Raw genomic sequence first — 24,256 nt, forward strand, 5'->3', positions numbered from 1 at the left:
CGTGGCAAAACGCAACAATCGTGGTCTCGGCCACACTCGGTAGGGTGCGGTCCATGCGTTTCGGAATCGCGATCCTGCCGGAGTACCGGTGGCGGGACGCCGCGCCGCGGTGGCGGCGGGCTGAGGAGTACGGGTTCGACCATGCGTGGACGTACGACCACCTGACCTGGAGCGGTCTCCAGGACTCGCCGTGGTACGGGACCACGCCGACGCTGACGGCGGCCGCGCTGGCCACGTCGACGATCAGGCTCGGCACGTTCGTCACGTCGCCGAACTTCCGGCACCCGCTGGCGCTGACCCGCGACATCCTCGCGATCGACGACGTCTCCGACGGCCGGTTCGTGTGCGGGATCGGCGCCGGCGGCAGTCTGGACGCGACGATCCAGGGCGGGCCGGACCGGACGCCGCGGCAGCGGCAGGACCGCTTCGAGGAGTTCGTGAATCTGCTCGACACGCTGCTCACCACGGACGGCGTGGACTTCAAGGGCGAGTACTTCGAGACGCGCAACGCCCGGACGCTGCCGGGCTGCGTGCAGCAACCGCGCGTCCCGTTCATCCTGGCCGGCAACGGTCCACGGTCGGTCAGGTTCGCCGCCGAACACGGCGACGGCTGGATGACGACCGGGGGAGCGGCCGACGACCTGGACAGCTGGTTCACGTCCGTCGCCGCTCTGAGCCACCGCCTCGACGACCTACTCGAGGGCCGCCACTTGGACCGCTACCTGTCCCTCGACTCCAAGGCCTACGCCCTGGCCGGCCCATCCGCCTTCGAGGACGCCGTCGGCCGCGCAGCCGCCCTCGGCTTCACCGACGTCATCACCCACTGGCCGCGCTCCGAAGGCGTGTACGCCGGCTCGGAGGCGGTGCTGGAGACGATCGCGACCGAGGTCATTCCTCGTCTCCGCTAGTGCGCCGGATGTAGGCCGGGACGCCGTACCAGAAGATCATGAACCAGATCAGGATGCAGGCGACGGCGAAGACGGCCATCCCTCGGGGGAGGACGACGTCGAGGGCGAGCAGCAGGCCCCCGGCGACGGCCACGATCAGGAAGATCAGTCCGGCGATCGCCATCCGGCTGGCGATCGGGAGCATCCGGTGCCGGAGTTGGCGGCGGTAGATGAGCCGGTGGAAGGACACCGGCGCCACGAACAGGCCGACCGACAGGGCGGACGCGATCAGCGTGGCGGCGTACACGGTGTGGACGAAGCTGCCCGCGTCCTGGAAGCGGGCCTGGAAGGCGATCCCGAGCAGGAACGCGAACAGGATCTGCGTGCCGGTCTGGGCCAGCCGCAGCTCCTGGAGGAGCTCGATCCAGTGGCGGTCGAGGCGCTCGCCGGGATCCTCGTCCGGCCGGCTGTACCGCGGGTCGTCGGTCACGCTTCCATTAGGCCCTGGAAACGGCGGAGGGGCCACACACCGATTGCGGTGTGCGGCCCCTCCGTAGGTTCTAGAAGGGTGATCCGACGAATCAGATCGCGCGGATGTTCTCCGCCTGCAGGCCCTTCTGGCCCTGGGTGATCTCGAACTCGACGCGCTGGTTCTCGTCCAGCGAGCGGAAGCCCGACATCTGGATGGCCGAGTAGTGCGCGAACACGTCCGCGCCACCGTCATCCGGGGTGATGAAGCCGAAGCCCTTGTCAGCGTTGAACCACTTGACAGTACCGACAGCCATTGTCTATCTCCTCGATGGCTATTAACAATCCGCGACCCACACCTCATGAGCCGCGCGTCGCCGAAAGGCCCCAGACGACAGACCGGCCATGCAGCACAGCAAAAGTCAGGGAGTCCAAACTTGCAACGCCATAACTGTAGCCGTTCTGCGGGCTGATGGTAGGGGTGACCACAAACACGTGTCGCTGATTGTCGCCGGTCGTTACGCTCCGTGCCCAGCTGATCCCGGTCGTGACGGTCGCGGTCCGGCACCGCAAATCACGCGCCGACCTGCTGTTTCGCAGGCGGCGGCGGCCGCCGGGCATTGGCAACGAAGGACAATTCACCGGTACGCCGGGTGATGGACGCAGAATTCTGATCGGATTCCCCGGCGTGTCGCGCGGCTGTGGACAGGTGCGGGGCAGGTGCGCTGGAGTTGCAGGGCACGCAACCGCGAGGAGGCAGCAGTGATCGTCAGCGTGACCCGCAGCGGCGGTTTCGCCGGGCTGATCCAGCAGGGCGAACTGGACACAACTGGCCAACCGGACGCGGACCGGCTGGAGGCCGCGGTCCGCGCGCTGGGCGCCAAGGACCTCGGCTCCGGCCGGCCGCAGCCGGACCGGTACGTGTACCGGCTGGAAGTGCAGGACGCCGACACCACGATCCACACCGTCGCAGAGCAGGACCTGGACGAGACCACTGCGTGGCTGCTCGACCGGGTCCTCGGCTGAGTCGGGTCAGCGCCAGTCGATCTCCGGCGCCCGATAGAAGTTGACGCCGAGCACCTCCCAGCGCGATCCCTGCTCGGCCAGCCGCTCGCGGTACGTCGTCCAGTCGAGCGCGGACTCCGGCGACCACCCGAGCTCGGCGATCCCGGGGAGCCGCGGGAACGTCATGAACTCGACCTTGTCCAGGTCGTCGAGCGTCTCCGTCCACAGCGGCGCCTCGACGCCGTCGATGGCGCCGGCCGGCACGTTCGGGATCAGCGTCGCCGGGTTCCAGCTGTAGGACTGCTCGACGCTGACCAGGCCGGCCCACTGCAGGCCGAGCGGCGTCTCCGCGTGGTATTTCATGTCCAGGTACGCCCGGTTCGCGGGTGAGAGGACGAGCGTCGCGCCCTGCTCGACCGCCTTCAGCGCCAGCGCCTGCGCCTTCTCGTCCTCGGTGCCCCAGTACTGCACGACCGTGCCGGCCGGCAGCGGCGCGTCGGCGATCTCGTGCCAGCCCATCACCGTCTTGCCCTGTTTGGCGACGAGCTCGGCGGCCTTCGGCACGAAGGTCAGGTAGTCGGAGTGCGGCGTCGAGTGCGCCTCGTCGCCGCCGAGGTGGAGCAGGTCACCCGGCGTCTGCTCGGCCACCTCGCGGAACACGTCGTCGAGGAACTCGTACGTCCGTTCCTTGTCGACGGTCAGCGTGCTGAACCCGACCTCGGTGTCGGTGTACAGCTTCGGCGCGACCTCGTCCGGGGTGAGCTCCGGGTACGACGCGAGCGCGGCGTTCGTGTGCCCGGGGGTGTCGATCTCCGGTACGACGATCAGGTAGTGCTCCGCGGCGTACCGGACGATCTCGGCGAAGTCGGCCTTCGTGTACGCGCCGCCCGCGCCGCCGCCGACCTGGAGGCTGCCGCCGTACTCCGTGAGGCGCGGCCAGGAGTCCACCTGGATCCGCCAGCCCTGGTCGTCGGACAGGTGCAGGTGCAGCCGGTTGATCTTGTAGAGCGACACCAGGTCGATGAACTTCTTCACCTGGTCGACGGTGAAGAAGTGCCGGGTGACGTCGAGCATCACGCCGCGGTAGCCGTACCGCGGGGTGTCCGTGATCGTCGTACCGGCGATCTCCCACGGGCCTTCCTGGGCGCTGCCGGCCTCGGCCTTGGCCGGGAGCAGTTGGCGGAGCGTCGTGACGCCGCGGAACAGGCCCTCGGCACCGGCCGCCGAGATCGTGACGCCGGACGCGTCCGCGCGCAGTTCGTAGCCCTCACCACCCAAGGACTCGGCGCCGCCGGTCGACAGCGTGATGGTGCCGGCGCCGTCCCGCACCGGCAGCGCGAAGCCGGTCGACCGCCGCAGCCGCGCGGCGAACCGCTCGGCGATCGGCTGGACAGCGGGGTCGTCGACGCCGATGGTGGCGTCCGCCTGGAGGGTGAAGGTCTCGTCGGGGAGCGGCTGCTGCGCTGTGGGCTGCGGAATCATGATCGAGAGTGTTCGCGGGCGGCGGCTTTACGTCAAGAGGCTTCAATACCGCCGCGCGAGCTCGAGGGCCTGCGCCACGTAGCTGCCGCCGAAGAGCACGACGTGCACCAACAGCGGATGCAGTTGGTGCAGCCCGATCCGGTCCCGCCAGCCGTCCGCGAGCGGGTGGGCCTCGTCGTACGCGTGCAGGACGCGATCGAGCCGCGGCAGCCCGAAGAGCGCGAGCATTGCCAGGTCCGTCTCCCGATGGCCGCCGTGCGCGGCCGGGTCGATCAGGTGGACGCCGTCGGGCGTCCACAGCACGTTGCCGGACCACAGGTCGCCGTGGATGCGGCACGGCTCGTCGGAAGGATCGTCGTACGCACCTGCCTCCAGCCGGGTGCAGACCCGCTCGACGTCGTCCAGGTTGATGCCCTCGTCGCGAGCGGCCCGCAGATACGGCCGCAGGCGCAGGTTGGCGTAGAACTCGCCCCATGACGTCATGGGCTCCGAGGCGTGGGGCAGTGGGATCGTGCCGATGTAGCCGTCGTCGCACCACCCGTCCGGCGGTACGCCGAAGTAGCGCGCGCCGGCGTCGTGTGTGACCGCCAGCCGCCGGCCGAAGTCCTCGGCGTCGGACTCGGTCGGCGGAGCGTCCTGCAACCGGGTTGTTGTCAGTTGGGTGGGAGAAACGTCGAGCGGCTCAGCCACCGGAACGCCGCCAGGGACGGCCAGCCAGCGCAGGCCCGCGGCCTCGACCTCGAAGAAGCCCGCAGGTGCGTCAGGCCGGCTCTTCACAAAGGTCATGGGCGCACTCTGGCACGCTGGACCGGCGCCGGACCAGCAGCGGCTCGCTCAGCATCACCAGGGCTCCGGCGGCGGCCAGGAGGCCGCCGACGAGCGCGACCGCGCGCACGGTCGTGGTGTCGATCAGGGCACCGCCCACGAACGCGCCGGCGGCGATGCCCACGTTGAACGCCGAACTCGTCCCGGCAGACGCCATGTCGGTGCTGCCCGGGGCAACCTGAAGGGTCCGGCTCTGGGCGGCGACGGCGAATCCGCTGAAGGCCAGACCGATCAGTGCGATCAGAGCGACCGTCACGGCCTGCACCTGTCCCAGCGCGTACAACCCGAACAGGCCGAGCGCGATCACCCCGAGCGGAGCCACGGTCGTGCCCCACGGGTACCGGTCGAGCACGCGGCCGACGATCAGCGTGCCGGCCAGGCCGCCGGCGCCGCTGGCCAGCAGCATCGGACCGAGCACGTCGGACGAGAACCCGGAGATGTCCAGCAGGAACGGCGTGACGTAGGTGTTGAACGTGAGGAACCCGGTGACACCGACGGCGCAGGTGACGAGCAGGACGCCATACCGCCTCAGGTCGGGGGAGGTGCCCCGGCGGGACGGGCTGTCCTGCACCTCGGCGCGTGGCAGCAGGGCGGCGATCCCGGCGCAGGCGGCCGCGCCGAGCACAGTCATCACCACGAACGGCACCCGCCAGCCCGCCTGCTCGCCGAGCCAGGTGCCGAGCGGGATGCCGAGGATCGGCGCCAGCGCCGTCCCGATCGCGAGCCGCGCAACCACCCGGCCGCGAAGCTCCGGCGGGAACAGGCTGGTCGCGATCGGCGGTGCGATCGCCCAGAACAGCGCCTGCGCGAGGGCGATCACGAGACGCGCGGCGAAGAGCAACTCGTACGACGGGGCGGCCGCGGAGAGCGCGGTGGCGACGGTGAGGACCCCGAGGGTGCCGGCGAGCACCAGCCGGCGGGGGAGGTGGTGGGTCAGCCGGGCGAGGGGGATGGACGCGAGCACGACGACAGCGGCGTACCCGGTGACGAGGAGGCCGACCTGCGAACGCGACCGCCCGAGGTCGTCCGCGATCACGGTCAGCAGACCGATCGGGAGGACCTCGATGGTCACGAACGAGAAGGTCGAGACGCCGAGGAACGCCAGCGCGGCGCCGGCTCGGCGGGACGAGAGAGTCATGGGTCACCTGATCCCGGTAAAATGTCGGACAGTGGTAGCGTCTCATCCATGACCGACAGTTTTCGCGGGGAATATCGCATCGTGGGCGGCCACCCGGCCCTCGACCTCGTGAACACGGTCAGCCCGCGCACCCGGGGCGGTGCGGCCGAGCTCGACCACCTCACGACGCCCGCCGAGCTGCTCGCCTGGAGCCGCCGGAGCGGGCTGATCGATCTGCGCGACTTCAGCGCCGTCGAGGGCACCTGGCGCTCGGCGCCGGAGCTGGCCGTGAAGGCGCTGAACGCGACGCTCGAGATCCGCGAGGCGACGTACGACGTACTGGCGCCGCGGGCCGCGCGGTCGGTGATCGCGCCCGACGGGGTCAAGCAGAGCGAGGGTTCCGCCTTCGAGCGGCTGATGCTGCGCTGGTCGGCGGCGGCCGCGCGGTCGATGCTGATCCCGGACCCGGCCCGCGATCGCGGCATCGCCGAGCTGGTGGTCGGGACGTCGCCGGCGCAGCTGATCCCCGATCGGCTGGTGGTCGCGGCGGTCGAGCTGATCCGGACCGTCGAGCTGCGCCAGTTGCGGTCCTGCCCGGTCGACGACGGCGGCTGCGGCTGGCTGTTCCTGGACCGCAGCCGCAACGGTTCCCGGCGCTGGTGCTCGATGGAGGACTGCGGGACGCGGGCCAAGATCCGCAAGCTCGGCGAGCGCCGGCGTGCTACCGGTGTCTAGCGGTTTCGGTGGTAGAGAAGTCGTCTCTTCACTGTCAGCGATCGGCTCAGTCGGCGAGAACGCGTGTCGAAAGATGCGAACTGTCCCCGCGACCTGTCATCGTAGGCGGCCGGGCCTTCCGACCAGAGGGCCCTGCCCGCACCTGCCCCGGGACCAGGGGCAGGCTGACGTACCAGAAAGTGGAGGACAGATGACGCAGGTGGCAGAGCAGCCGGGCAGTACTGCCGGGCGGCTCGGCTCGGTGGTTCTGGACTGCCCGGACCCACTCGAGCTCGCCCAGTTCTACTCGGCGCTGCTGGGGCTGGAGATCGACGAGAACGGTGACGAGGACTGGCGGAGCCTGACCGGCCCGGGGTCCTCGCTGGGGTTCTCGACGCTGGCCTTCCGGCGTTCGGAGGAGTACGTGCCGGCCACGTGGCCCGGCACCGACGCGCAGGATCTCCATCTCGACCTGATCGTCGAGGACCTTTCGAGCGGTCACGCCACCGTGGTCGCTCTCGGGGCCGAGCCGCTCGACCCGCTCGACCCACCGCCCGCCGACAACGCGCGCGGCTGGCGCATCTACGCCGACCCGGCGGGACACCCGTTCCGGATCTGCCTCGAGTAAGTCGTCGGAAGGGCCTGTCCTCTCGGGGGCGGGCCCTTTCGCCTGTCCGGGCTCAGGCGCCGTTGAACGGGAAGTGCCGGCCCTCGACGTACGCGGGCCGCGGCTGGTAGCTGTTCACCCCCGGCTCTCCGCGCAGGTGGAAGGCGCTCGGGTACGGCGTCTCCGGGTCGGTGATCCTGGTCGACGTCGGGATGTAGCGGATGGTCAGCCCGCAGCGCCGGTAGGGCGACGCGTTGGCGTTGCTGCCGTGCACGATGTTCGGGTGGTGCACCTCGACGTCGCCCGGGGCCAGCACCATGTCGACGGCCTGGGTCTCGTCGACCTCGACCGCGATCTCCTTGCCGAGCACGCTCTCCACCTCGGTGTTGTCGCGCATCCCGGCCACCTCGGAGCGATGGCTTCCCGGAATCACCCGGACGCAGCCGTTCTCCGGGGTCGAGTGGTCGACGGCGAGCCAGAGCGTCACCACCTCCATTGGGTCGAGCGGCCAGAACGCCGCGTCCTGGTGCCACAGCACCGGCTGGCCGGAGTACGGCGGTTTGGAGATGTAGTGCGACGCGAACAGGGCGATGTCCGGTCCGATGAACTTCTCGGCGATGTCGACGAGCCGGTCGTCGCCGACCAGCCGAACCCAGAACGGGTCGTCGCGCAGGTAGACGTGTCCGAGCTGCTCGGGCCGGACCTCGGGGTGCCGGGCCTGCAGCCACTCGACATGATCGTTCACTTCCTTGATCAGGTCTTGGTCGATGACGTCGCGGAAGATGACGTAGCCGTCTGTTTCGAACATGCCTTCAGCGTGCCGGTCCGGCGGACCGGGGGACTAGCAGCGGTGCGACAGGAATTTGTACTGTCTTGATGTGGAGCAGATCCTGCGGTTCGAGGCGCACGCGTTCGGCCGGCCGTACCACGCGGCCCGCGTGCGGATCCCGGCCCGGGCCCGGGACACCGAGTTGCACACCCATGCCGACTTCCACGAGTTCATGGGCATCGTGTCCGGCAGCGGCGAGCACCTGCTGACCACCGGCGTGGAGCAGTTGCGTCCCGGCGAGGTGCTCCTGATCAGGCCGAGCGACCGGCACGCCGTCCGCGGCTCGGCGCCGGACGGCCTGGAGTTCGTGAACGTCGCGTTCCCGAGCTCGGCCTGGCAGGGGTTCCTGGACCTGACCCGGACCGACCCGACGGCAAGCTGGGCGTCGGCGCGCCGGCCGGTGGCCTTCCGCGGGACGGGGGCGATCGCGGTCTTCGAGCACGCGCTGGAGCGGTTCCAGGACGCGCCCGGCCCCTACGACCTGCTGCGGTTCTGGATCGACCTGCTCCAGCTGGTCTCACCCGACGACGAGACAGCAGGCCCCGGCGTACCCGACTGGCTGGCGAAGGCGTGTACGGCGATGCGCGCCGAGGACAACCTCCGTGGCGGCGTACCGCGGCTGCTGAAGCTCGCCGGCGTCAGCCCCGCCCACCTGTCCCGCTCGCTGCGCGTGGCGTACGGAGTCACCCCGACCGCGTTCGTCACCGACCTCCGCCTCGAACACGCCGCATCCTTGCTGGCAGCAACAAACGCCACGGTCGCGAGCATCGCCGCCCGCTGCGGCTTCGGCAGCCAGTCGTACTTCACCCGCTGCTTCACCACGGCCCACGCCCTCTCGCCCCGGGCCTTCCGGCACCGCTCCCAACGAGCCTTCGTCCCCTGACGAACTCGTCGCCGGTCGACGGCGAAGGCACGCGACGCCCATTTCATCCCCGTGCCCGCACTCGCGGACAGAGGCGACGGACCTCTGTGGCCGAGCCGAGCGGCCTGTCGGCGAGCTGGTGAAAGGTGCCGTTCGGCCCTGCCTCGAAGCGATCCCGGAGACCAGCATGCGTTGAGTAGGGCGACGCCCCTGAGACACAGGTGCGGAGGTGACGACCATGGGTCAGCAAGTCACGACGACGACCGAGAAGATCGACGTCAAGGGCGGACACCTCGTGGAGAAGGTCAGGGAACTGGTCCACGAAGGCAACGTGCGCCGGATCATCATCAAGAACTCCGACGGCAAGCCCGTGATCGAGGTACCGGTGACGGTCGGCGTGGTCGGATTCCTCGTCGCTCCGACGGTGGCCGCGATCGGTGCCGTCGCCGCGTACGCAGCGGACTACTCGATCGAAGTCGAACGGGAGTCCAAGAACTCGACAGGACGAGAGGCAGCCACAGGAAACTACAGAGAGCTCCTCGAGCAGTACATCGAGAGGTACAACAAGGGCGATCTCGACGGCGTGATGGAGTTGTACGCCGAGGACGCCGTCCAGCTGATGCCCGACGGCTTCTTCGAAGGGCGCAGCGCCATCCGCGAGCGCCTGGCCAAGGAACTCGGCTCGTTCTCGGACCTCGCCCACCGCTACACCAGTTACGTCGAGGACGGCGACGCGTTCGCGGACGAGTTCGTGTTCGTCGGGACACACACCGGTCCGGTCACGCTGCCCGACGGCACCGAGCTGCCGCCGACCGGCAAGCGCATCGAGGTACAAGGCATGGAACTGGTACGAGTCCGCGACGGCAAGGTCGTGCTCGACAACCTGTACTACGACAACGCGGCCGTCGCGGCGCAACTCGGTCTGTCGCCGCTCGGGGTTTCCGGTACGGCATGACGGGAGGACGACAAATGCCGACAATGCAGCAAGCAGCATCCGCGTTCCTGGCGAACAAGCGGATCGCGGTGACAGGTGTATCGCGCAAGCCGAAGGACCACGGCTCGAACGTCGTGTACAAGCGTCTGCGGGACCGGGGCTACCAGGTGTACGCCGTCAACCCGAACGCCGACTCGGTCGAGGGCGACCGCTGCTACCACGACCTGAAGAGCATCCCGGGAGGGGTCGACGCCGTCGTCATCGCCACGGCGCCGTCAAGGGCCGAGGAGACGGTGCGCGAGTGCGCCGAGCTCGGGATCACCCAGGTGTGGATGCACCGCGGTCCCGGTGAGGGCAGCGTCTCGACGGCCGCCACCGAGTACGGGCGGCAGCACGGCATCACGGTGATCGACGGAGGATGCCCGCTGATGTTCGACCCGACGTCCGACTTCGGCCACAAGGTCATGCGGCTGATGTTCCGGAGCCACGTACCGAAGAACGTCTGAGGAGGAGGTCATGGCGAACCTGGAAGTCATCGCTCACCTCAAGGTTCGCCCAGGTCAGCTCGAGGGGATCAAGGCCCAGGCGGCCGAGATCCTCCGGCTGACCCGGGAGCAGGACACGCACACCCTCCGCTGCGACTGGTTCGTCAACGAGGACGGCAGCGAGTGCGAGGTCCACGAGCTGTTCACGGACGAACACGGACTGGCCGAGCACAACACGCACATCATGGCGGCGCGGACGATCCTCTTCCGCGACTACGCCTACGACCATCGATCGGCTCTGTACGGCGAGGTTTCGCAAGACTGCGTTGACTTGGTCGAGGCGCGCACGGGAGCGGCGCCGGCCGTCTTCTCGTTCCTGAACGGAATCCAGTCGCCGGCAACGGCTGCGACCGGGTTCGCAAGGAGGAAGGACGCAGACACGGCTCATCTGGAAGTGCACGCTCGGCTGAAGATCCGTCCCGGCGAGGCGGACGGATTCAAGACGCAGGCGGGCGAGCTCCTGCGGCTGACACGGGAGCTGGACACGCACACCGTCCGTTACGACTGGTTCGTGAACGCAGAAGGAACCGAGTGCGAGGTCCACGAGGCCTACCAGAGCGGCGAAGGGCTGATCGAGCACAACCTGCATGTCATGGCGGCGCGGGCTGTTCTCTTCGAGAAGTACGCCTACGACCACCGCATGACGGCCTTCGGTCAGGTCTCGGACGAGCTCAGGCAGCTGGGGACGAAGCACGCCGGAGGTCTCGCGGTGTACTCGTTCGTCCAGGGACTCGAAGCGGCCCTGGCCGTGTAGACGACAAGAAGAGGGGGCGTTGCGACATGGCCCGCACACGTCACCTTGAACGGATCAGAGCGTCGGACCTGTTCCTGCTGCTGTGGGACGACTACGGCTGGTCCACCGACATCGGCGGACTCGCCGTCGTCGACGGCGCCAGCCTGCTCGACGAGCAGGGCCGCGTCCGTGTCGACACGGTCCGCCGGCACCTGGAGCCGCGACTGCAGCTCGTTCCTCGATTCCGGCAGGTGCTGTACCGGCCGCGGCTGGGGTTGGGCTGGCCGCTGTGGGTCGACGCCCCCTCCTTCGACCTCGCAGACCACGTCAAGGTCCGCGCGGTTGCCGACGAATCCCAACTACTGCCGGCGTGTGAGGAACTGGCCAGGCCCAAATTGGATCCAGACCGGCCGCTGTGGGAGCTTTGGCTGCTCCCCGGCCTGCCGGAGCAGCGCATGGGCGCGTTCTTGAAGGTTCACCACGTCCTCGCGGACGGGCCCGCAGCGATGGCTGCCTTCGCGGCGCTGCTCGACCTGAGCGCCGATGCGTCCACGCCCGTAGCACCGCCGTGGACGCCGAGGCCGATCCCGTCGGCCGGCCAGCTGCTGCGCGACAACCTGTACCGCCGCGGGCAGGAGCTGGCTCGCGGGGTTTCCGGCGTCGTCCATCCGCGGCGGACGGTGCAGCAGGTACGACGCACCCTGCCGGCGTGGCGTGAGGTCCTCACCGAGCAGCCTGCTCCACAGACCAGCCTCAACCAACCGGTCGGTGCCGAGCGCCGGTTGTCCGTCGTACGCGGCCGACTCGACCTTGCTCAGCAGATCGCCCACGTCCAGCACGCTAAGGTCAACGACGTGATCCTGGCGGCCGTCGCAGGCGGGCTGCGCCGACTGCTGGCAAGCCGCGGTGAGGACGTCGACGGCCTGGTACAGCGCGCCATGGTGACGATCTCCCAGCGCCAGGAGGGTCCTGCCCAGACCAAGGGCAACAAGCCTGGCTGGATGATGGTTCCGCTACCGGTCGGCGAGTCCGACCCGGTCCGGCGGCTCGAGTTGATCGCTGCCGAGACCGCCGCGCGCAAGCACGAGGCACGTCCTGAGGCCGGTAGTGGAATCTTCCGGTTCGTCGCGGGGCAACGCGCCTGGTACCGGATGTTCCCGCGGCAGCGGTCGGTGAATCTGGTGGTCAGCAACGTCCCTGGCCCGCCGGTGCCGCTCTATCTCGCCGGCGCACGATTGCTGGAGACGTTCCCCCTGATGCCGCCGATGGGCAATCTGACGCTGGTTGTCGCCGCGCTGTCGTACGCCGGCCAACTGAACGTCACCGCCGCCGCCGACCGGGACAGCTGTCCGGACCTGGAGATCTTCACCCAAGGCGTCCACGACACCCTCGACGCCCTCGCCCGGTCGCTCGCGACCGCGATCCCGCCGCGCGAGTTCAGGTATCGCTCTCGGAGCGCGTTCGTGCCGTGAGGTACTGGGCTGCCTCTGACTGCTTGAACCAGGTGGCCCAGCCGAGGACGTCGGCGTTGAAGCGGGGGTCGGTCAGGGACAGGTCCGCGCCGTGGTCGACGAGGAAGCGGAGGGTGCCGAGGGATCCGGTGCCCGCGGCGAGGTGGGCCGCGGTGACGCCGTTCGGTGTGCGTTCGTTGACGCCGAAGCCCAGCTCGGCGAGTCGCGGGATGACGTCCCAGCGCTGGGCGGCGGCGGCCTCGGCGAGCAGAGCGGGCCGGTCGGCGGGCGTGACGTCGCCGGCCAGGGCGGGGGCGAAGGGGTCCTCGGCGCGCACGCCCCGGTAGAAGTCGCGGACGGTCCCGACTTCGGCGCCGTGATGGATCAGCTCGTCGAGGATGTGCAGCACGAACGCCGTACCGTCGTGGTCCGCCCACGGGCCCGCAATCTCACCCAGGGGGCGATCCAGGTCGTCCTGACTGAACGCCGCGAGCCGTCGGCGCCATACGTCGTACGCGTGCTGGAGTGCGGTGACGGCCTCCGCCGCCGACGCCGGTACCGGGGGTTGGCCGTCGTCGTCCGCGGGCTGGTGCCCGAGCCAGGTGGCGGTGCGGTCCTCCTGCAGGATGTCGACGATGTGGGTGATCCGCCACGCCAGGGTGGTGAACGGCGCAGGCTCGGGTGGGATCCAGGCCCAGTCGGCCGCGAAGCCCGAGTCGGTCTTCCGCACCGTCCAGCAACCCTCGAAGGGCTCCCAGAAGTACTCCTCGTCGGTCAGCCCGGCCACCCGGTCGCGCAGTCGCTGCCAGGCGAAGTCGGACAGGTCGAGCAAGTTCTCCAGTGTCGTGGTCATGACCTCACCGTAGGACGACCTGCGGACAGGATCGGTCCGCAGGTCGAGGCAGAATGAACAGATCATGGACACCGCGGCCCGCCTGCTCCGACTGCTCTCACTGCTCCAGTCCCGCCCGCAGTGGGACGGCGCCGACCTGGCGGCCCGGCTCGACGTCACGCCCCGGACCGTCCGGCGCGACGTCACTCGGCTGCGGTCACTCGGGTACCCCGTCGACGCCGAGGCCGGGATTGGTGGCGGCTACCGGCTTGGACCCGGTGGGCGGTTGCCGCCGCTGCTGCTCGAGGACGAGGAAGCGGTCGCGATCGCGGTCGGGCTGCGCGTCGCGACCACCACGACCGTGTCGGGCGTCGAGGAGGCGGCCATCTCGGCGCTGGCGAAACTTCATCAGGTGCTGCCGGCGCGGCTGCGTGAGCAGGTCGCGGCGATCGGCGCGCACACCAGTCAGTTGCCGCAGGGGGAGTTGCCGACGGTCGACGGCGAGGTCCTGGTCACCCTGGCGGCCGGTTGCCGTGACGTCGAGGGGATCCGATTCCGGTACCGCACCCACGCCGGCGACGAGTCGGAGCGCAGCGTCGAGCCGCTTCAGATCGTTCACACCGGCCGCCGCTGGTACCTGGTCGCCCGCGACCGCGACCGGCAGGCCTGGCGAACCTTCCGCGTCGACCGGATCGCTGACCCGGTGCTGACCGGCGCGCGCTACCGGTTCGAGAACCCGCCCGACCCGATCGCCCTGGTGGCCGAGGGGACCGGGGTGGCGCCGTGGGACATCGTCGCCCGGATCCGCGTCCAGGCGGATGCGGACACGGTGCGCAAGGTCTTCCCGGCCCGCGAAGGCGTCGTCGACCCGATCGACGCGACCACCTGCGAACTCCGCTTCGCGGCCAACGACCTCGGGCCGCTGATCGCCCAGACTCTGCGCATCCGCTGGCCGTTCGAGATCCTCGACCCGCCGGAACTCCGCACGGCCGTACACGAGCACGGCCGGCGGCTACTGAACTCCTAGCTCCCGACCGGCCCGATCGGTGCTCCTGGTGAGGCCGGCGAGGAAGTGGTCGGCGCGTTGCACGAACAGGTACGCCTCCTGCCGCCTCGCCACGGCGCGGGCCCGCTCGGCCAGGCGTACGGCGGCATCCGGGCCGGCGATCTCCTTCGCCAGCTCGGCCCGGACGAGAAGGAGCAGGCCGTCCGCGGACCGCTGGCCATAGCGGTCCCGGAAGTTGTCGGCCTGGTCGAGCGCAACCGCGGCGGCGCCGGGGGAGCCGGCCGCCAGGCGCATCTGCGCCAGCAGCGCGTACCAAGTGGAGACGCAGGATCGGACGGGGTTCGTCAGGTTGGCCACCACCAGCCGCTCCGCTTCGTCCGCGGCTGCACCAGGATCGTGACCGCTCATCGCCAGGGCCCACCATCGCGCCAGGCGGAGATAGGTGCCGAGGAAGCCGAACGAGAAGTGTGGATCCGCCGCGATCCCACGGTCCGCGGCGCGCAAGGCCCACTCGGGGTCGCCGACGACGCAGGCGGCCCGGGCAGCGATGCTCGTCGCGACGGTGGTCGCGTACGCATCGTCGCCTGCGGCCGCGACGAGTGCGTCCAGGAGTTTTCGTGCCTCGGAAGACTTCCCGTGGTACGCGGAGATCTCGGCAAGTATCGCCGTGGTCAGCAGCCGGAGTCCGTCGCGCACCTGGTCGGGGGTGTGATCGTCGGACGGCGCGTGCGACGCGGTAGCCGTCAGATGGCGGAACGACGCTCCGATGCGTCCGAGGTGCCACTGCTGGATTCCCCAGGCGGAGTCTCCGTAGCCGCGGACCACCGGATCCCGGGACGTCGATCCCTGCTTCAGCAGGCGATCGGCGAGCACACAGCTGCGTTCGAGGTCCAGGCCCTGGACGTGAGCCGTCCACCGGGAGAACAGGAAGCTCGCGGCCTCGCGCTCGCGGCCGAGGGTCTTCGCCACCGCCTCCGCCCGCTCCAGCAGGTGAACGGAGGAAGCGCCGTACATGGAGCGCATCCCGGCCACCGCGATCAACCGGGTCAGCGCCTCGAGTTCGAGCTCGGGCAGGGCCGCGCCGCGGGCGCGCTCGACGGCCCGGACAAGGTGACGTTCGGCGTCGCGGAGCGCGGTCTTCGTCGTTGCCCGGGCTCCGGCGCGGAGCAGGGCGGAGATGGCTCGCGCCGGTTCGATGAGCGGACCAGCCTCCCAGAGATGGTGCGCCGTCCGTTCGGCGAACGACTCGTCACTCGGGCCCACCGCCTCGATCGCGTCGGCGATTGCCCGGTGCACCGACGCGGCACGTCCGGGTGGGATGGCCTCGCAGACCGCCTCGCGGACGAGGTCATGGGTGAAGCAGTAGGTGAAGGGGTCTCCCGGCGCGGGACCGACGAGGCCGAGCTCGCGGACGGGTTCCAGCCGCTCGAGACAGGTCGCCACGTCTGCGCCGGCGATCCGGGTGAGCAGCACCAGTTCGACACTGCGCCCTGCGAGCGCGGCCGTCTGGAGAAGCTCCTGAGCGCCGGGGTCCAGCGCGGCCATGCGGTCGCGCACCACGTCGCGGACGGTCAGCGGCACACCGCTGCGCACCACGGATTCCTCGGTGACGGTGCTGTCGTCGCTGAGCAGCCGCGCCACCTCCTGGACGAAGAACGGGTTGCCGGCCGTACGGGCATGGACGGCGCGGGAGACTTCCACCGCGGGCACGTGGCCCGTCTCGCGTCGCATCAGCTCGGCGACGTCCGGTTCGGCGAGCGGCCCGACGAGGACCCGGCGATGACCTGGGATCCGGCTGGCGGCGGCAAGCACCCGGGCCAACTCGAGGCTGAGTGACGGATCCCGGTTACGCAGGGCCGCGACCACGGCCGTGCCGGCGGGAAGCCGGGCGACGACATGCTCGAGCAGCTGCAACGAGGCAAGGTCCGCCCACTGAAGGTCGTCGAGGACGATCAGTGCGGGATGCTCGGACGCTGATTCGGAGATCACCCCGACGACCTGCTCGAACAGCCGGAACTGGGCGCGGTCGTCCGGGACCGGTGGCGCCGCCCCTGCGGCGTCCCGGGATCCGAGGAGATGACCGAGATCGCCGGCGAGCCACTCCGCGCGACGGGCCGCCGGTCTGGTGTCGAGGAGGCCCCCGACGATCTCGACCCACGGCCACAGGGCGGGAACGCCGCCGCCCTGGAGGCCGTGCCCCCACACCACGTGCGCTGCTCGATGCCGGGCGTGGCGGGCAACCTCGTGGAGGAGACTCGTCTTCCCGATGCCGGGCTCACCTTCGAGGAGGACGACGGCCGTCCCAGTCTCCAGGGCCGGCTCGACAGCACCCCGGATCAGGTCGAACTCCTCCGCTCGGCCAACCAGTTGACGATCGAGGTCCGCGGCGGCCGGCACGGTCCGCAGGGAGGGCGGCGCGGGTCGCGGACCGGTCTCCGGGCGCTGCTCGAACACGTGCCGTTGGGCCGACCGCAACGCCGCACCGGGGTCGATTCCGAGGTCGTCCGCAAGCCGGCGACGGATCAGGTCGTACGCCGTGAGCGCCTCCGCCTGCCGGCCGGCAGCGCACAGCGAGCGGACGAGGCCGGCGTGCACCGGTTCGTGCAACGGAGCCATGGTCGAGGCTAGGTGGAGTGCCGGCAGCACCCGGTCGGGCCGGTCCTGGGAGTTCGCGAGTTCCGACGCCTCGACGCAGGCAGCGAAGAACTCGTCGTCGAGCCCGGCGAAGATCGGGATCGCGGCAGGGCCGTGCTGCGCCGCGCTCCCTCCGGCCGGGCCGTTCCACAGCTCCAGCGCGGCGACGTAATGATCGAGCGCGGCTGCTTCGCGGTTCTGCCCGCGGGTCACGCGAGCCGTGCTGAGGAGTTGCCGGAAGCGCGCGAGGTCCAGAACCTCCGGACCGGCGGTGCACAGGTAGCCGTCGGCGCTCCGCACGAGGTAGGCGCTCGGTTCCCGCGGTCGCAGGGTGGGCTCGAGCAGGCGGCGCAGCAAGCCTACGTATTTGTGGAGCACATTGAGTGCGCTGGCGGGCTCCTTGTCGCCCCAGATCAGCTCGATGAGCTCGCCGGCGCCGATCGGCCTCCCGGCGCGAGCCAGTAACAGCGCGAGCAGGTAGGCCTGCTGGCGTGGACCGGGGGCGACCTCGACGCTTTCGTGCCAGACCCGCAACGGTCCGAGGACCTGCAGCCTCAGCGAGGCGAAGTGCCCCGAAGGTTCTCCATCGGCGCTTCGAGGCAGGAGCGTCTCCGTCATGCCCGGCCTCCTTTACGGGCTTCGGTCAAGTCGAACTCTAGAGGCTGGAGTCACGCTCCAGCCAGCGATCCACTGCAAATCCACTGACCGTCAACTGCGGATCCCTACCGTCGGATGTGGCGTGCGCGCTCCCGCCCCGGGGTGACTGCACGCGGACCAGGTCGAGCGAGAAGGCGAGAACACCCATGGCAACGATCACGACCCCCGACGGGGTGGAACTGTTCTACAAGGACTGGGGATCCGGGCGACCGATCGTGTTCAGCCACGGCTGGCCGCTGTCGGCCGACGACTGGGACAACCAGATGCTGTTCTTCCTCGGCCAGGGCTTCCGCGTCATCGCGCATGACCGCCGGGGACACGGAAGGTCGGCCCAGGTCTCCGAGGGCCACGACATGAACCACTACGCCGACGACCTCGCCGCGCTGGTCGCCCACCTCGATCTCCGCGACGCCGTGCACGTCGGTCACTCGGCCGGCGGGGGTGAAGTGGTGCGCTACCTCGGGCGGCACGGCGAGGGCCGCGTGGGCAAGGTCGTGCTGATCAGTTCCGTCGTACCGTCGCAGCAGCTCACCGACGCGAACCCTGACGGCCAGCCGCCGGAGGCCTTCGCGGGTCTCAAGCAGGGAATCGCGGCGAACCGGTCGGAGTTCTTCCGCGAGGTGGCCGCCGGGCCGTTCTACGGGTACAACCGGCCGGGTGCCGAACCGTCCGAGGCAGTGATCCAGAACTGGTGGCGCCAGGGCATGATGGGCTCGGCGAAGGCTCAGTACGACTGCGTCGACGCGTTCGCCCAGGAGGACTACACCGACGACCTGAAGAAGATCAGCGTGCCGGTCCTGGTCATGCAGGGCGACGACGACCAGATCGTTCCGTACCGCAGTACCGCGCCGCGGGCCGTCGAGATCCTCGCGAACGCCACGCTCAAGACCTACCCCGGCTGGCCGCACGGCATTCCGACCACGAACGCCGACGTCATCAACGCGGATCTGCTGGAGTTCATCACGTCCTGAGGGGTGGAAGGCGCCGCCGGGCGCGCTCCGATAGATTCGCTGCGGAGCCGCCCGCCCCGGTGCGGTCGTCGCAGATCGAAGGTGGGTGTCGGGTGCCAGACCAGGAACAGTCCCGGAGCCGGCGCCACATCTACGCGGAGATGACCCGTCACGAGGTGGTGCGCTCGGCACGGAAGTTGTTCGGCCGGTACGGGTACGCGCAGACCACCGTCGAAAGCATCGCCCGTGATGCCCGGGTCTCACCGGCGACGGTGTATGCGCAGTGCGGCGGCAAGGAGGGGCTGCTCCAGGCGCTGATGGACAAGTGGACCACCAGCAGCCTGGTGCAGAGCATCATCGCCGAGTGCGCCGCCGCCGAGTCGGCCCGCGCCAAGCTGGATGCGCTGGCCAAGGGGTACGTCGCGATCTATGCGGAGTCGGGCGACATCATCCAGATCGTGACCCGGGCCGCGGCCTGTGCGCCCGCGGCGGAGGCGTTTCTGAAGGTCGCCGACGAGCGTCAGCAGAATGCTCTCCGGGAGATCGTCACGGGTATGCGGGACGTCGGCGGCCTGGCCGACGGAATCACGGTGGAGGAGGGCGTGCAGATCATCTTCTTCCACTTCCGGTACGCGCAGTTCGCGCTCGCCGCGGACGAGTTCGGCTGGGGTGCCGAACGCACGACCCGCTGGCTCACCGAACGGGTCGCGTCCGCGATCCTGAGGAGCTAACTCTCGGAGAGTGCCTTCCGGATGCGCTTCTCGGAGACCGGATACGGCGTGCCGAGCGTCTGGGCGAACAGGCTGATGCGGAGTTCCTCGAGCATCCACCGGACCTCGAGGAGTCCCGGGCTGGGATACTTGCCCGTCGGCACCGCTCGAAGCTTCTTGCGGTACTCGTCGGTGAGCATGTCGACGACCGCCATACCGGAACGGTCGCGCGCCGCGTTGGCGCCGAGCTTGTCCAGCCGCTGCTCCATGCCGCGCAGATACCGGACCAGGTCCGGCAGCCGCTGCGCGCCGGTCTCCGTGATGAAGCCGGGGTGGACGAGACCTTCGAGCTGACCCCGTACGTCGGACAGCGCGGCCAGCAACGCCGGACTGGACGCCCGCGAGATCTGCTTGTCCACGGTCCGGGCGTGGGCGAGCACCTGCTCGACCTGCTGCAGGATCGTCAGCACGGTGTCCGCGAGCTCGGACCGGACCGCGTCCCGCAGGATCGAGAACGCGGTCAGGTTCCACGCCGGACCGCCCGCCGCGGCCATCAACTGATCCACCGCGGCGGCGATCGCGTCGTCGAGCAACTCGCCCACGTTGCGATGCGGGCCGGCCATCAACGTCATCTTCTGCTGGTTGCTCAGCTGACGCTGTACGACGTCGATCACCGACGGCATGGTCAGCAGCAGGAGCCGGCGCGTCCCCGCCCACATCGCGGCGGCCTGGTCGCGCTCGGTTTCCTGCAGCCGGATCGCGACGCTCTTTCCCTCGTCGACGAGTGCCGGATACCCCGCCACGGTCAGCCCGTTGCGGTGCTCGGAGAAGCTCCGGGGGAGATCGCCGAACGTCCAGTCGGTCAGCCCCGACTTCTCCAGCCCGCTGACCGCCTTCGACGCGACCTGCGAGATCGCGGCCTTCGTCTTCGGCTTCAGCTTCTCCTTCAGCTTCGCGAGGTCCTTGCCCTCGGCCACCGTCTTGCGCTGGTCGTCCTCGACCCGGAACGTCATCCGCAGATGCTCGGGCACCCGGCTCCAGTCCCAGTCCTCGGGCTCGATCACCACGCCGCGCAGGTCCCGCAGCGCGCGGGCCATCGCGTCGGTCAGGGGCCCGGACGCCGGGTCGAGCTCGGGGAGGATCTGCCGGGCGTGATCCGGCGCCGGCACGATGTTGCGCCGGACCGCTTTCGGGAGCGACTTGATCAGCGTGGTCACGAGTTCCTCGCGGAACCCGGGCACGCTCCACTCGAAGCCGTCCGCGGTCACCTGGTTCAGGACCAGCAGCGGGATGTGCACGGTGACGCCGTCCGCGTCCGTGCCCGGCTCGAACGCGTACGTCAGGTCGAAGGTCATCCCGTGCTGGGTCCAGTGCAGCGGGAACTCCTCCTCGCGCACCTCCGCGCCCTCGCGGACGACCAGGGAACGCTCGAAGTCGAGCAGGTCGTGGTCACGCTGTCGAGCGGTCTTCCACCAGGTGTCGAAATGCCGCCCGGTGACCACCTCGGCGCCGATCCGCTCGTCGTAGAACGCGAACAGCGTCTCGTCGTCGACCAGCAGGTCGCGCCGCCGGGTGCGCTCCTCGAGCTCCTCGACCTCCTCGATCAGCTTGCGGTTCTCGTGGAAGAACTTGTGGTGGGTGTCCCAGTCGCCCTCGACCAGCGCGTGCCGGATGAACAGCTCCCGCGACACCTCCGGGTCGACCTTGCCGTAGTTCACCTTGCGCCGGGCGACGATCGGCACGCCGTACAGCGTGACCTTCTCGTAGGCCATGACGGCGCCGGCCTTGCGTTCCCAGTGCGGCTCGGAGTACGACCGCTTGATCAGGTGCGGGGCGAGGTCCTCGGCCCACTCGGGCTCGATCTTCGCGTTCACCCGTGCCCACAGCTTCGACGTCTCGACCAGCTCGGCGGCCATCACGAACTGCGGCGGCTTCTTGAACAGCCCGGAGCCGGGGAAGATCGCGAACTTCGTGCCGCGCGCGCCCAGGTACTGGTGCTGGTTCGCCGGATCCTTCATGCCGAGGTGGCTGAGCAGGCCGGACATCAGCGCGATGTGCACGCTCTGCGGGTCGGCCGGCTCGCCGCTGTTCAGCTGGACGCCGATCTGGGAGGCGACCTGGCGGAGCTGCGCGAAGATGTCCTGCCATTCGCGGACCCGCAGATAGTTCAGGTACTCGCTGCGGCACATCCGGCGGAACTGGTTGCCGGACAACTCCTTCTGCTGCTTCTTCAGGTAGCTCCAGAGGTTCAGATACCCGAGGAAGTCGCTGTTCGGGTCGCGGAACCGGGCGTGCGCCTGCTGCGCCTGCGCCGCTGAGCTTGCAGGGTCCGTCGGGCGCTCCCGCGGGTCCTGGATCGACAGCGCGGCGGCGATCACCATCACCTCGCGGGCACAGGCGTGCTTGTCGGCCTCGACGATCATCCGGGCCAGCCGCGGGTCCAGCGGGATCTGCGCGAGCTGCCGCCCGATCGGGGTCAGCCGGCCGCCCTTCGGCGTGTCGATCGCGCCGAGCTCGGTGAGCAGTTGCAGGCCGTCGGTGATGCTGCGCTTGTCGGGCTCGTCGATGAACGGGAACGCGGCGATGTCGCCGAGCCCGATCGCGGTCATCTGCAGGATGACGCTCGCCAGGTTCGTGCGGAGGATCTCCGGATCGGTGAACTCCGGGCGGTTCTCGAAGTCCTCCTCGGAGTACAACCGGATGCAGATGCCGTCGCTGGTCCGGCCGCTGCGGCCCTTGCGCTGGTTGGCGCTCGCCTGCGAGACCGGCTCGATGGGCAGGTGCTGGACCTTGGTGCGGTGGCTGTAGCGCGAGATCCGCGCCGTACCCGGGTCGATCACGTACTTGATGCCGGGGACGGTCAGCGACGTCTCGGCGACGTTCGTGGCGAGCACGATCCGGCGGTTGGCGTGCGGCTGGAAGACGCGGTGCTGCTCGGCGTTCGAGAGCCGGGCGTAGAGCGGGAGGACCTCGGTCGTCCGGCGGTCGCCGCGGAACTTGTCGCTCAGCGCGTCGGCGGTGTCGCGGATCTCGCGCTCGCCGGACAGGAACACCAGGATGTCGCCGTCCGCCTCGGACCCGAGCTCGTCGACGGCGTCCAGGATCGCCTGCGTCTGGTCGCGGTCGATCGTGCTCGGGTCCTCGGGGTCGTTGACCGGGCGGTACCGCACCTCGACCGGGTAGGTCCGGCCGGACACCTCGACGATCGGCGCCGGGGTGCCGTCGGCGGCCGCGAAGTGCTCGGCGAACCGCTCCGGGTCGATGGTCGCCGAGGTGATGATCACCTTCAGGTCCGGGCGGCGGGGGAGCAGCCGTTTGAGGTAGCCGAGGATGAAGTCGATGTTCAGGCTGCGCTCGTGCGCCTCGTCGATGATCAGCGTGTCGTACCGGGTGAGATCGCGGTCGCGCTGCAGCTCGTTGAGCAGGATGCCGTCGGTCATCAGCTTCACCAGCGAGCGCTCGCTGACCTTGTCGGTGAAGCGGACGGCGAACCCGATCGTCTCACCGAGCTCGGTGCCGAGCTCCTCCGCGATCCGCTCGGCGACCGTGCGGGCCGCGAGCCGGCGGGGCTGGGTGTGCCCGATCATTCCGTGCACGCCGCGGCCGAGCTCGAGACAGATCTTCGGGATCTGGGTCGTCTTCCCGGAGCCGGTCTCACCCGCGACGACGACCACCTGGTGGTCCCGGATCGCGGTCGCGATCTCGTCCTTCAGCTGGCTGACCGGCAGCTCTTCGGGGTAGGTGATCTCGGGTACGGCGTTGCGCCGCACCTCGACCCGCCGCTCGGCCTGCTCGACCGCGCCGACCACACCCCGCAACTCCGCGGCCCGCTTCTTCGGGTCCGACGTCCGCCGAACCCGCTCCAACCGCCGCCCGAGCTGATCCCGGTCGTACGCCGTGAGCTCCTCGAGCCGTGCCGCCACCTCACCGAGGTTGAGCGCTCCGTCGACGGATGCGGGATCGGGTACTGGTTCGGTGGCGGCTGGGCGCCTACCCTTCCCGCCGCGGCGGCGGCGCCGGCGCGGGTCCTGGGAGGGTGCTGGGGATGGACTCGGGGACTCGGTCCGGGCATCAGGCATAACCCGTCCAGTTTAGGCGGCCCACCCCAGCGCCTCACCCGGATTACCGCAGGCGCCGGGCCAGGGTCGTCAGGACGGCGATCTGCTCGGTGATCGGGGTGCCGACGAGGTTCAGGTCCAATCCACCCGGCCGATGCCCTCGTCGGCGGAGCGACGGAGGTCGTCGAGGATGGTCTCTGGCGTGAAACCGGGCGGGCCTTCGAGCATCGGGTGCGGCCGCATCGGTCCGGCGCGGAGGACGATCGGCCCGCCGCCACCGGCCTCGTGGTACCAGCCGACAGCGGCCCGGGTGGAGTCCCAGTCGCGGTGCGCGAGCGTCAGCCCGTCCGCGAGCCGCGCCGCGCGTTCGACCGCCTGCCGCGTGACGCCGCCGCCGTACAAGGTGAGCGGCCCGACGGGCTTCGGCCCGACGATCGCCATCGGCACCGTGTAGCGCGCTCCCGTGTGTTCGACCGGATCGGGTCCCCAGCACGCGCGGAGCACGGCGATCGACTCCTCGAACGCCGCCACCCGGCCGCGCGCTGGTACGCCGGTCGCGACGAACTCCTCCGGTAACCACCCGAGCGCGATCCCCAGATCCATCCGGCCGCCGGACAGTTGGTCGATCGTCGCCACGCGGCGGGCCAGCACCACCGGCTGCTGGAAGAGCGGTACGAGGATCGCCGTGTGCAGCCGGACCTGCCTGGTGTGCGCCGCGACGTACGCCAGCGTGTCGAGTGCGTCGTACGCGGCCTCTCCCGGCAGCCCGGCGTGGTTGACCCAATCGGGCGCGGCCGGGACGAGCAGGCGCTCGAACACCGAGACCGCCGCGAAACCCAGGTCGTCCGCTGCCTTTGCGATCGCCGCTACCGCGTCGGGCCCACGCAACCCGACCACCGGGAGACCGACGCCAACCTCGGGATACACCATCGACAGTTCCTTCCGCTTCG

General features: G+C 69.9%; 22 protein-coding genes. 12 read left to right on the forward strand and 10 right to left on the reverse strand.

Annotated features, from left to right (window positions below):
- Positions 1 to 53 precede the first annotated feature (53 nt).
- Positions 54 to 908: an LLM class flavin-dependent oxidoreductase gene (locus tag ABZX12_RS12620; RefSeq protein ID WP_355692533.1), complete on the forward strand. Its 855-nt coding sequence runs from the start codon at positions 54 to 56 to the stop codon at positions 906 to 908.
- Here the strand turns inward: ABZX12_RS12620 and ABZX12_RS12625 are convergent.
- Positions 889 to 1,377, reverse strand: a complete 489-nt coding sequence (locus ABZX12_RS12625; protein WP_355692535.1) for a DUF6328 family protein — start codon at positions 1,375 to 1,377, stop codon at positions 889 to 891. The genes ABZX12_RS12620 and ABZX12_RS12625 overlap by 20 nt on opposite strands.
- A 91-nt stretch (positions 1,378 to 1,468) precedes the next feature.
- Complete coding sequence (locus tag ABZX12_RS12630) at positions 1,469 to 1,672, reverse strand: cold-shock protein (RefSeq protein WP_134100749.1); 204 nt, start codon at positions 1,670 to 1,672, stop codon at positions 1,469 to 1,471.
- 445 nt (positions 1,673 to 2,117) lie between these two features.
- Between ABZX12_RS12630 and ABZX12_RS12635 the strand changes: the two genes are divergently transcribed.
- Positions 2,118 to 2,381 (forward strand): protealysin inhibitor emfourin, encoded by a 264-nt coding sequence (locus tag ABZX12_RS12635; protein ID WP_355692536.1) that lies wholly within the window; start codon positions 2,118 to 2,120, stop codon positions 2,379 to 2,381.
- A gap of 6 nt (positions 2,382 to 2,387) precedes the next feature.
- On the opposite strand, the gene ABZX12_RS12640 is transcribed toward ABZX12_RS12635, so the two are convergent.
- The 3 genes from ABZX12_RS12640 to ABZX12_RS12650 are packed head-to-tail and all read right to left on the reverse strand — an operon-like array spanning position 2,388 to position 5,805.
- Entirely contained in the window at positions 2,388 to 3,842 is a 1,455-nt protein-coding gene (locus tag ABZX12_RS12640; RefSeq protein ID WP_355692538.1) for a beta-N-acetylhexosaminidase, read from the reverse strand.
- A 42-nt stretch (positions 3,843 to 3,884) separates the two neighbouring features.
- Positions 3,885 to 4,628, reverse strand: a complete 744-nt coding sequence (locus ABZX12_RS12645; protein WP_355692539.1) for a fructosamine kinase family protein — start codon at positions 4,626 to 4,628, stop codon at positions 3,885 to 3,887.
- Positions 4,603 to 5,805 (reverse strand): MFS transporter, encoded by a 1,203-nt coding sequence (locus tag ABZX12_RS12650; protein WP_355692541.1) that lies wholly within the window; start codon positions 5,803 to 5,805, stop codon positions 4,603 to 4,605. Before ABZX12_RS12650 ends, ABZX12_RS12645 begins: the two co-directional genes overlap by 26 nt.
- 48 nt (positions 5,806 to 5,853) lie before the next feature.
- On the opposite strand from ABZX12_RS12650, the gene ABZX12_RS12655 reads away from it, so the two are divergent.
- Together ABZX12_RS12655 and ABZX12_RS12660 are read left to right on the forward strand one after the other, a co-directional pair.
- Positions 5,854 to 6,519, forward strand: a complete 666-nt coding sequence (locus ABZX12_RS12655) for a CGNR zinc finger domain-containing protein (RefSeq protein WP_355692543.1) — start codon at positions 5,854 to 5,856, stop codon at positions 6,517 to 6,519.
- Positions 6,520 to 6,709: 190 nt separating this feature from the next.
- Complete coding sequence (locus ABZX12_RS12660; RefSeq protein WP_355692545.1) at positions 6,710 to 7,126, forward strand: VOC family protein; 417 nt, start codon at positions 6,710 to 6,712, stop codon at positions 7,124 to 7,126.
- Between the two features lie 52 nt (positions 7,127 to 7,178).
- Here ABZX12_RS12660 and ABZX12_RS12665 read toward each other — a convergent pair whose 3' ends face one another.
- Positions 7,179 to 7,913: a phytanoyl-CoA dioxygenase family protein gene (locus ABZX12_RS12665; RefSeq protein WP_355692547.1), complete on the reverse strand. Its 735-nt coding sequence runs from the start codon at positions 7,911 to 7,913 to the stop codon at positions 7,179 to 7,181.
- 70 nt (positions 7,914 to 7,983) lie between these two features.
- Between ABZX12_RS12665 and ABZX12_RS12670 the strand changes: the two genes are divergently transcribed.
- The 5 genes from ABZX12_RS12670 (at position 7,984) to ABZX12_RS12690 (ending at position 12,480) form a co-directional block, all read left to right on the forward strand.
- Positions 7,984 to 8,817: an AraC family transcriptional regulator gene (locus ABZX12_RS12670; protein WP_355692548.1), complete on the forward strand. Its 834-nt coding sequence runs from the start codon at positions 7,984 to 7,986 to the stop codon at positions 8,815 to 8,817.
- A 217-nt stretch (positions 8,818 to 9,034) separates the two neighbouring features.
- Positions 9,035 to 9,751 carry a DUF4342 domain-containing protein gene (locus ABZX12_RS12675; RefSeq protein ID WP_355692550.1) on the forward strand — a complete coding sequence of 239 codons (717 nt, stop codon included), beginning with the start codon at positions 9,035 to 9,037 and terminating at the stop codon, positions 9,749 to 9,751.
- Between the two features lie 14 nt (positions 9,752 to 9,765).
- A complete protein-coding gene (locus tag ABZX12_RS12680) occupies positions 9,766 to 10,236 on the forward strand; it encodes a CoA-binding protein (RefSeq protein WP_355692552.1) in 471 nt (156 codons plus the stop codon).
- Between the two features lie 10 nt (positions 10,237 to 10,246).
- Positions 10,247 to 11,029, forward strand: a complete 783-nt coding sequence (locus tag ABZX12_RS12685; protein ID WP_355692553.1) for a hypothetical protein — start codon at positions 10,247 to 10,249, stop codon at positions 11,027 to 11,029.
- 26 nt (positions 11,030 to 11,055) lie between these two features.
- On the forward strand, positions 11,056 to 12,480 hold the full coding sequence (locus tag ABZX12_RS12690; RefSeq protein ID WP_355692555.1) for a wax ester/triacylglycerol synthase family O-acyltransferase: 1,425 nt from the start codon (positions 11,056 to 11,058) through the stop codon (positions 12,478 to 12,480).
- Here ABZX12_RS12690 and ABZX12_RS12695 read toward each other — a convergent pair.
- On the reverse strand, positions 12,446 to 13,312 hold the full coding sequence (locus ABZX12_RS12695) for a DinB family protein (RefSeq protein WP_355692557.1): 867 nt from the start codon (positions 13,310 to 13,312) through the stop codon (positions 12,446 to 12,448). The two genes, ABZX12_RS12690 and ABZX12_RS12695, sit on opposite strands and share 35 nt — an antisense overlap.
- Before the next feature lie 64 nt (positions 13,313 to 13,376).
- On the opposite strand from ABZX12_RS12695, the gene ABZX12_RS12700 reads away from it, so the two are divergent.
- On the forward strand, positions 13,377 to 14,318 hold the full coding sequence (locus ABZX12_RS12700) for a WYL domain-containing protein (RefSeq protein WP_355692559.1): 942 nt from the start codon (positions 13,377 to 13,379) through the stop codon (positions 14,316 to 14,318).
- Here the strand turns inward: ABZX12_RS12700 and ABZX12_RS12705 are convergent.
- Entirely contained in the window at positions 14,304 to 17,549 is a 3,246-nt protein-coding gene (locus tag ABZX12_RS12705) for a BTAD domain-containing putative transcriptional regulator (RefSeq protein WP_355692561.1), read from the reverse strand. The genes ABZX12_RS12700 and ABZX12_RS12705 overlap by 15 nt on opposite strands.
- 185 nt (positions 17,550 to 17,734) lie before the next feature.
- On the opposite strand from ABZX12_RS12705, the gene ABZX12_RS12710 reads away from it, so the two are divergent.
- The gene (locus ABZX12_RS12710; protein ID WP_355692562.1) at positions 17,735 to 18,559 is read left to right on the forward strand and encodes an alpha/beta hydrolase; all 825 of its coding nucleotides are present in this window, start codon (positions 17,735 to 17,737) and stop codon (positions 18,557 to 18,559) included.
- A 92-nt stretch (positions 18,560 to 18,651) separates the two neighbouring features.
- Positions 18,652 to 19,269, forward strand: coding sequence for a helix-turn-helix domain-containing protein (locus tag ABZX12_RS12715; RefSeq protein ID WP_355692564.1), 618 nt, complete (start codon positions 18,652 to 18,654; stop codon positions 19,267 to 19,269).
- Here the strand turns inward: ABZX12_RS12715 and hrpA are convergent.
- Both hrpA and ABZX12_RS12725 read right to left on the reverse strand, forming a co-directional pair.
- Complete coding sequence (gene hrpA / locus ABZX12_RS12720) at positions 19,266 to 23,171, reverse strand: ATP-dependent RNA helicase HrpA (protein WP_355692566.1); 3,906 nt, start codon at positions 23,169 to 23,171, stop codon at positions 19,266 to 19,268. The two genes, ABZX12_RS12715 and hrpA, sit on opposite strands and share 4 nt — an antisense overlap.
- Positions 23,172 to 23,438: 267 nt before the next feature.
- Entirely contained in the window at positions 23,439 to 24,236 is a 798-nt protein-coding gene (locus ABZX12_RS12725) for a TIGR03619 family F420-dependent LLM class oxidoreductase (RefSeq protein ID WP_355692568.1), read from the reverse strand.
- Between the last annotated feature and the right edge of the window lie 20 nt (positions 24,237 to 24,256).

The organism is Kribbella sp. NPDC003505 (assembly GCF_040610875.1).
Lineage (GTDB): Bacteria > Actinomycetota > Actinomycetes > Propionibacteriales > Kribbellaceae > Kribbella.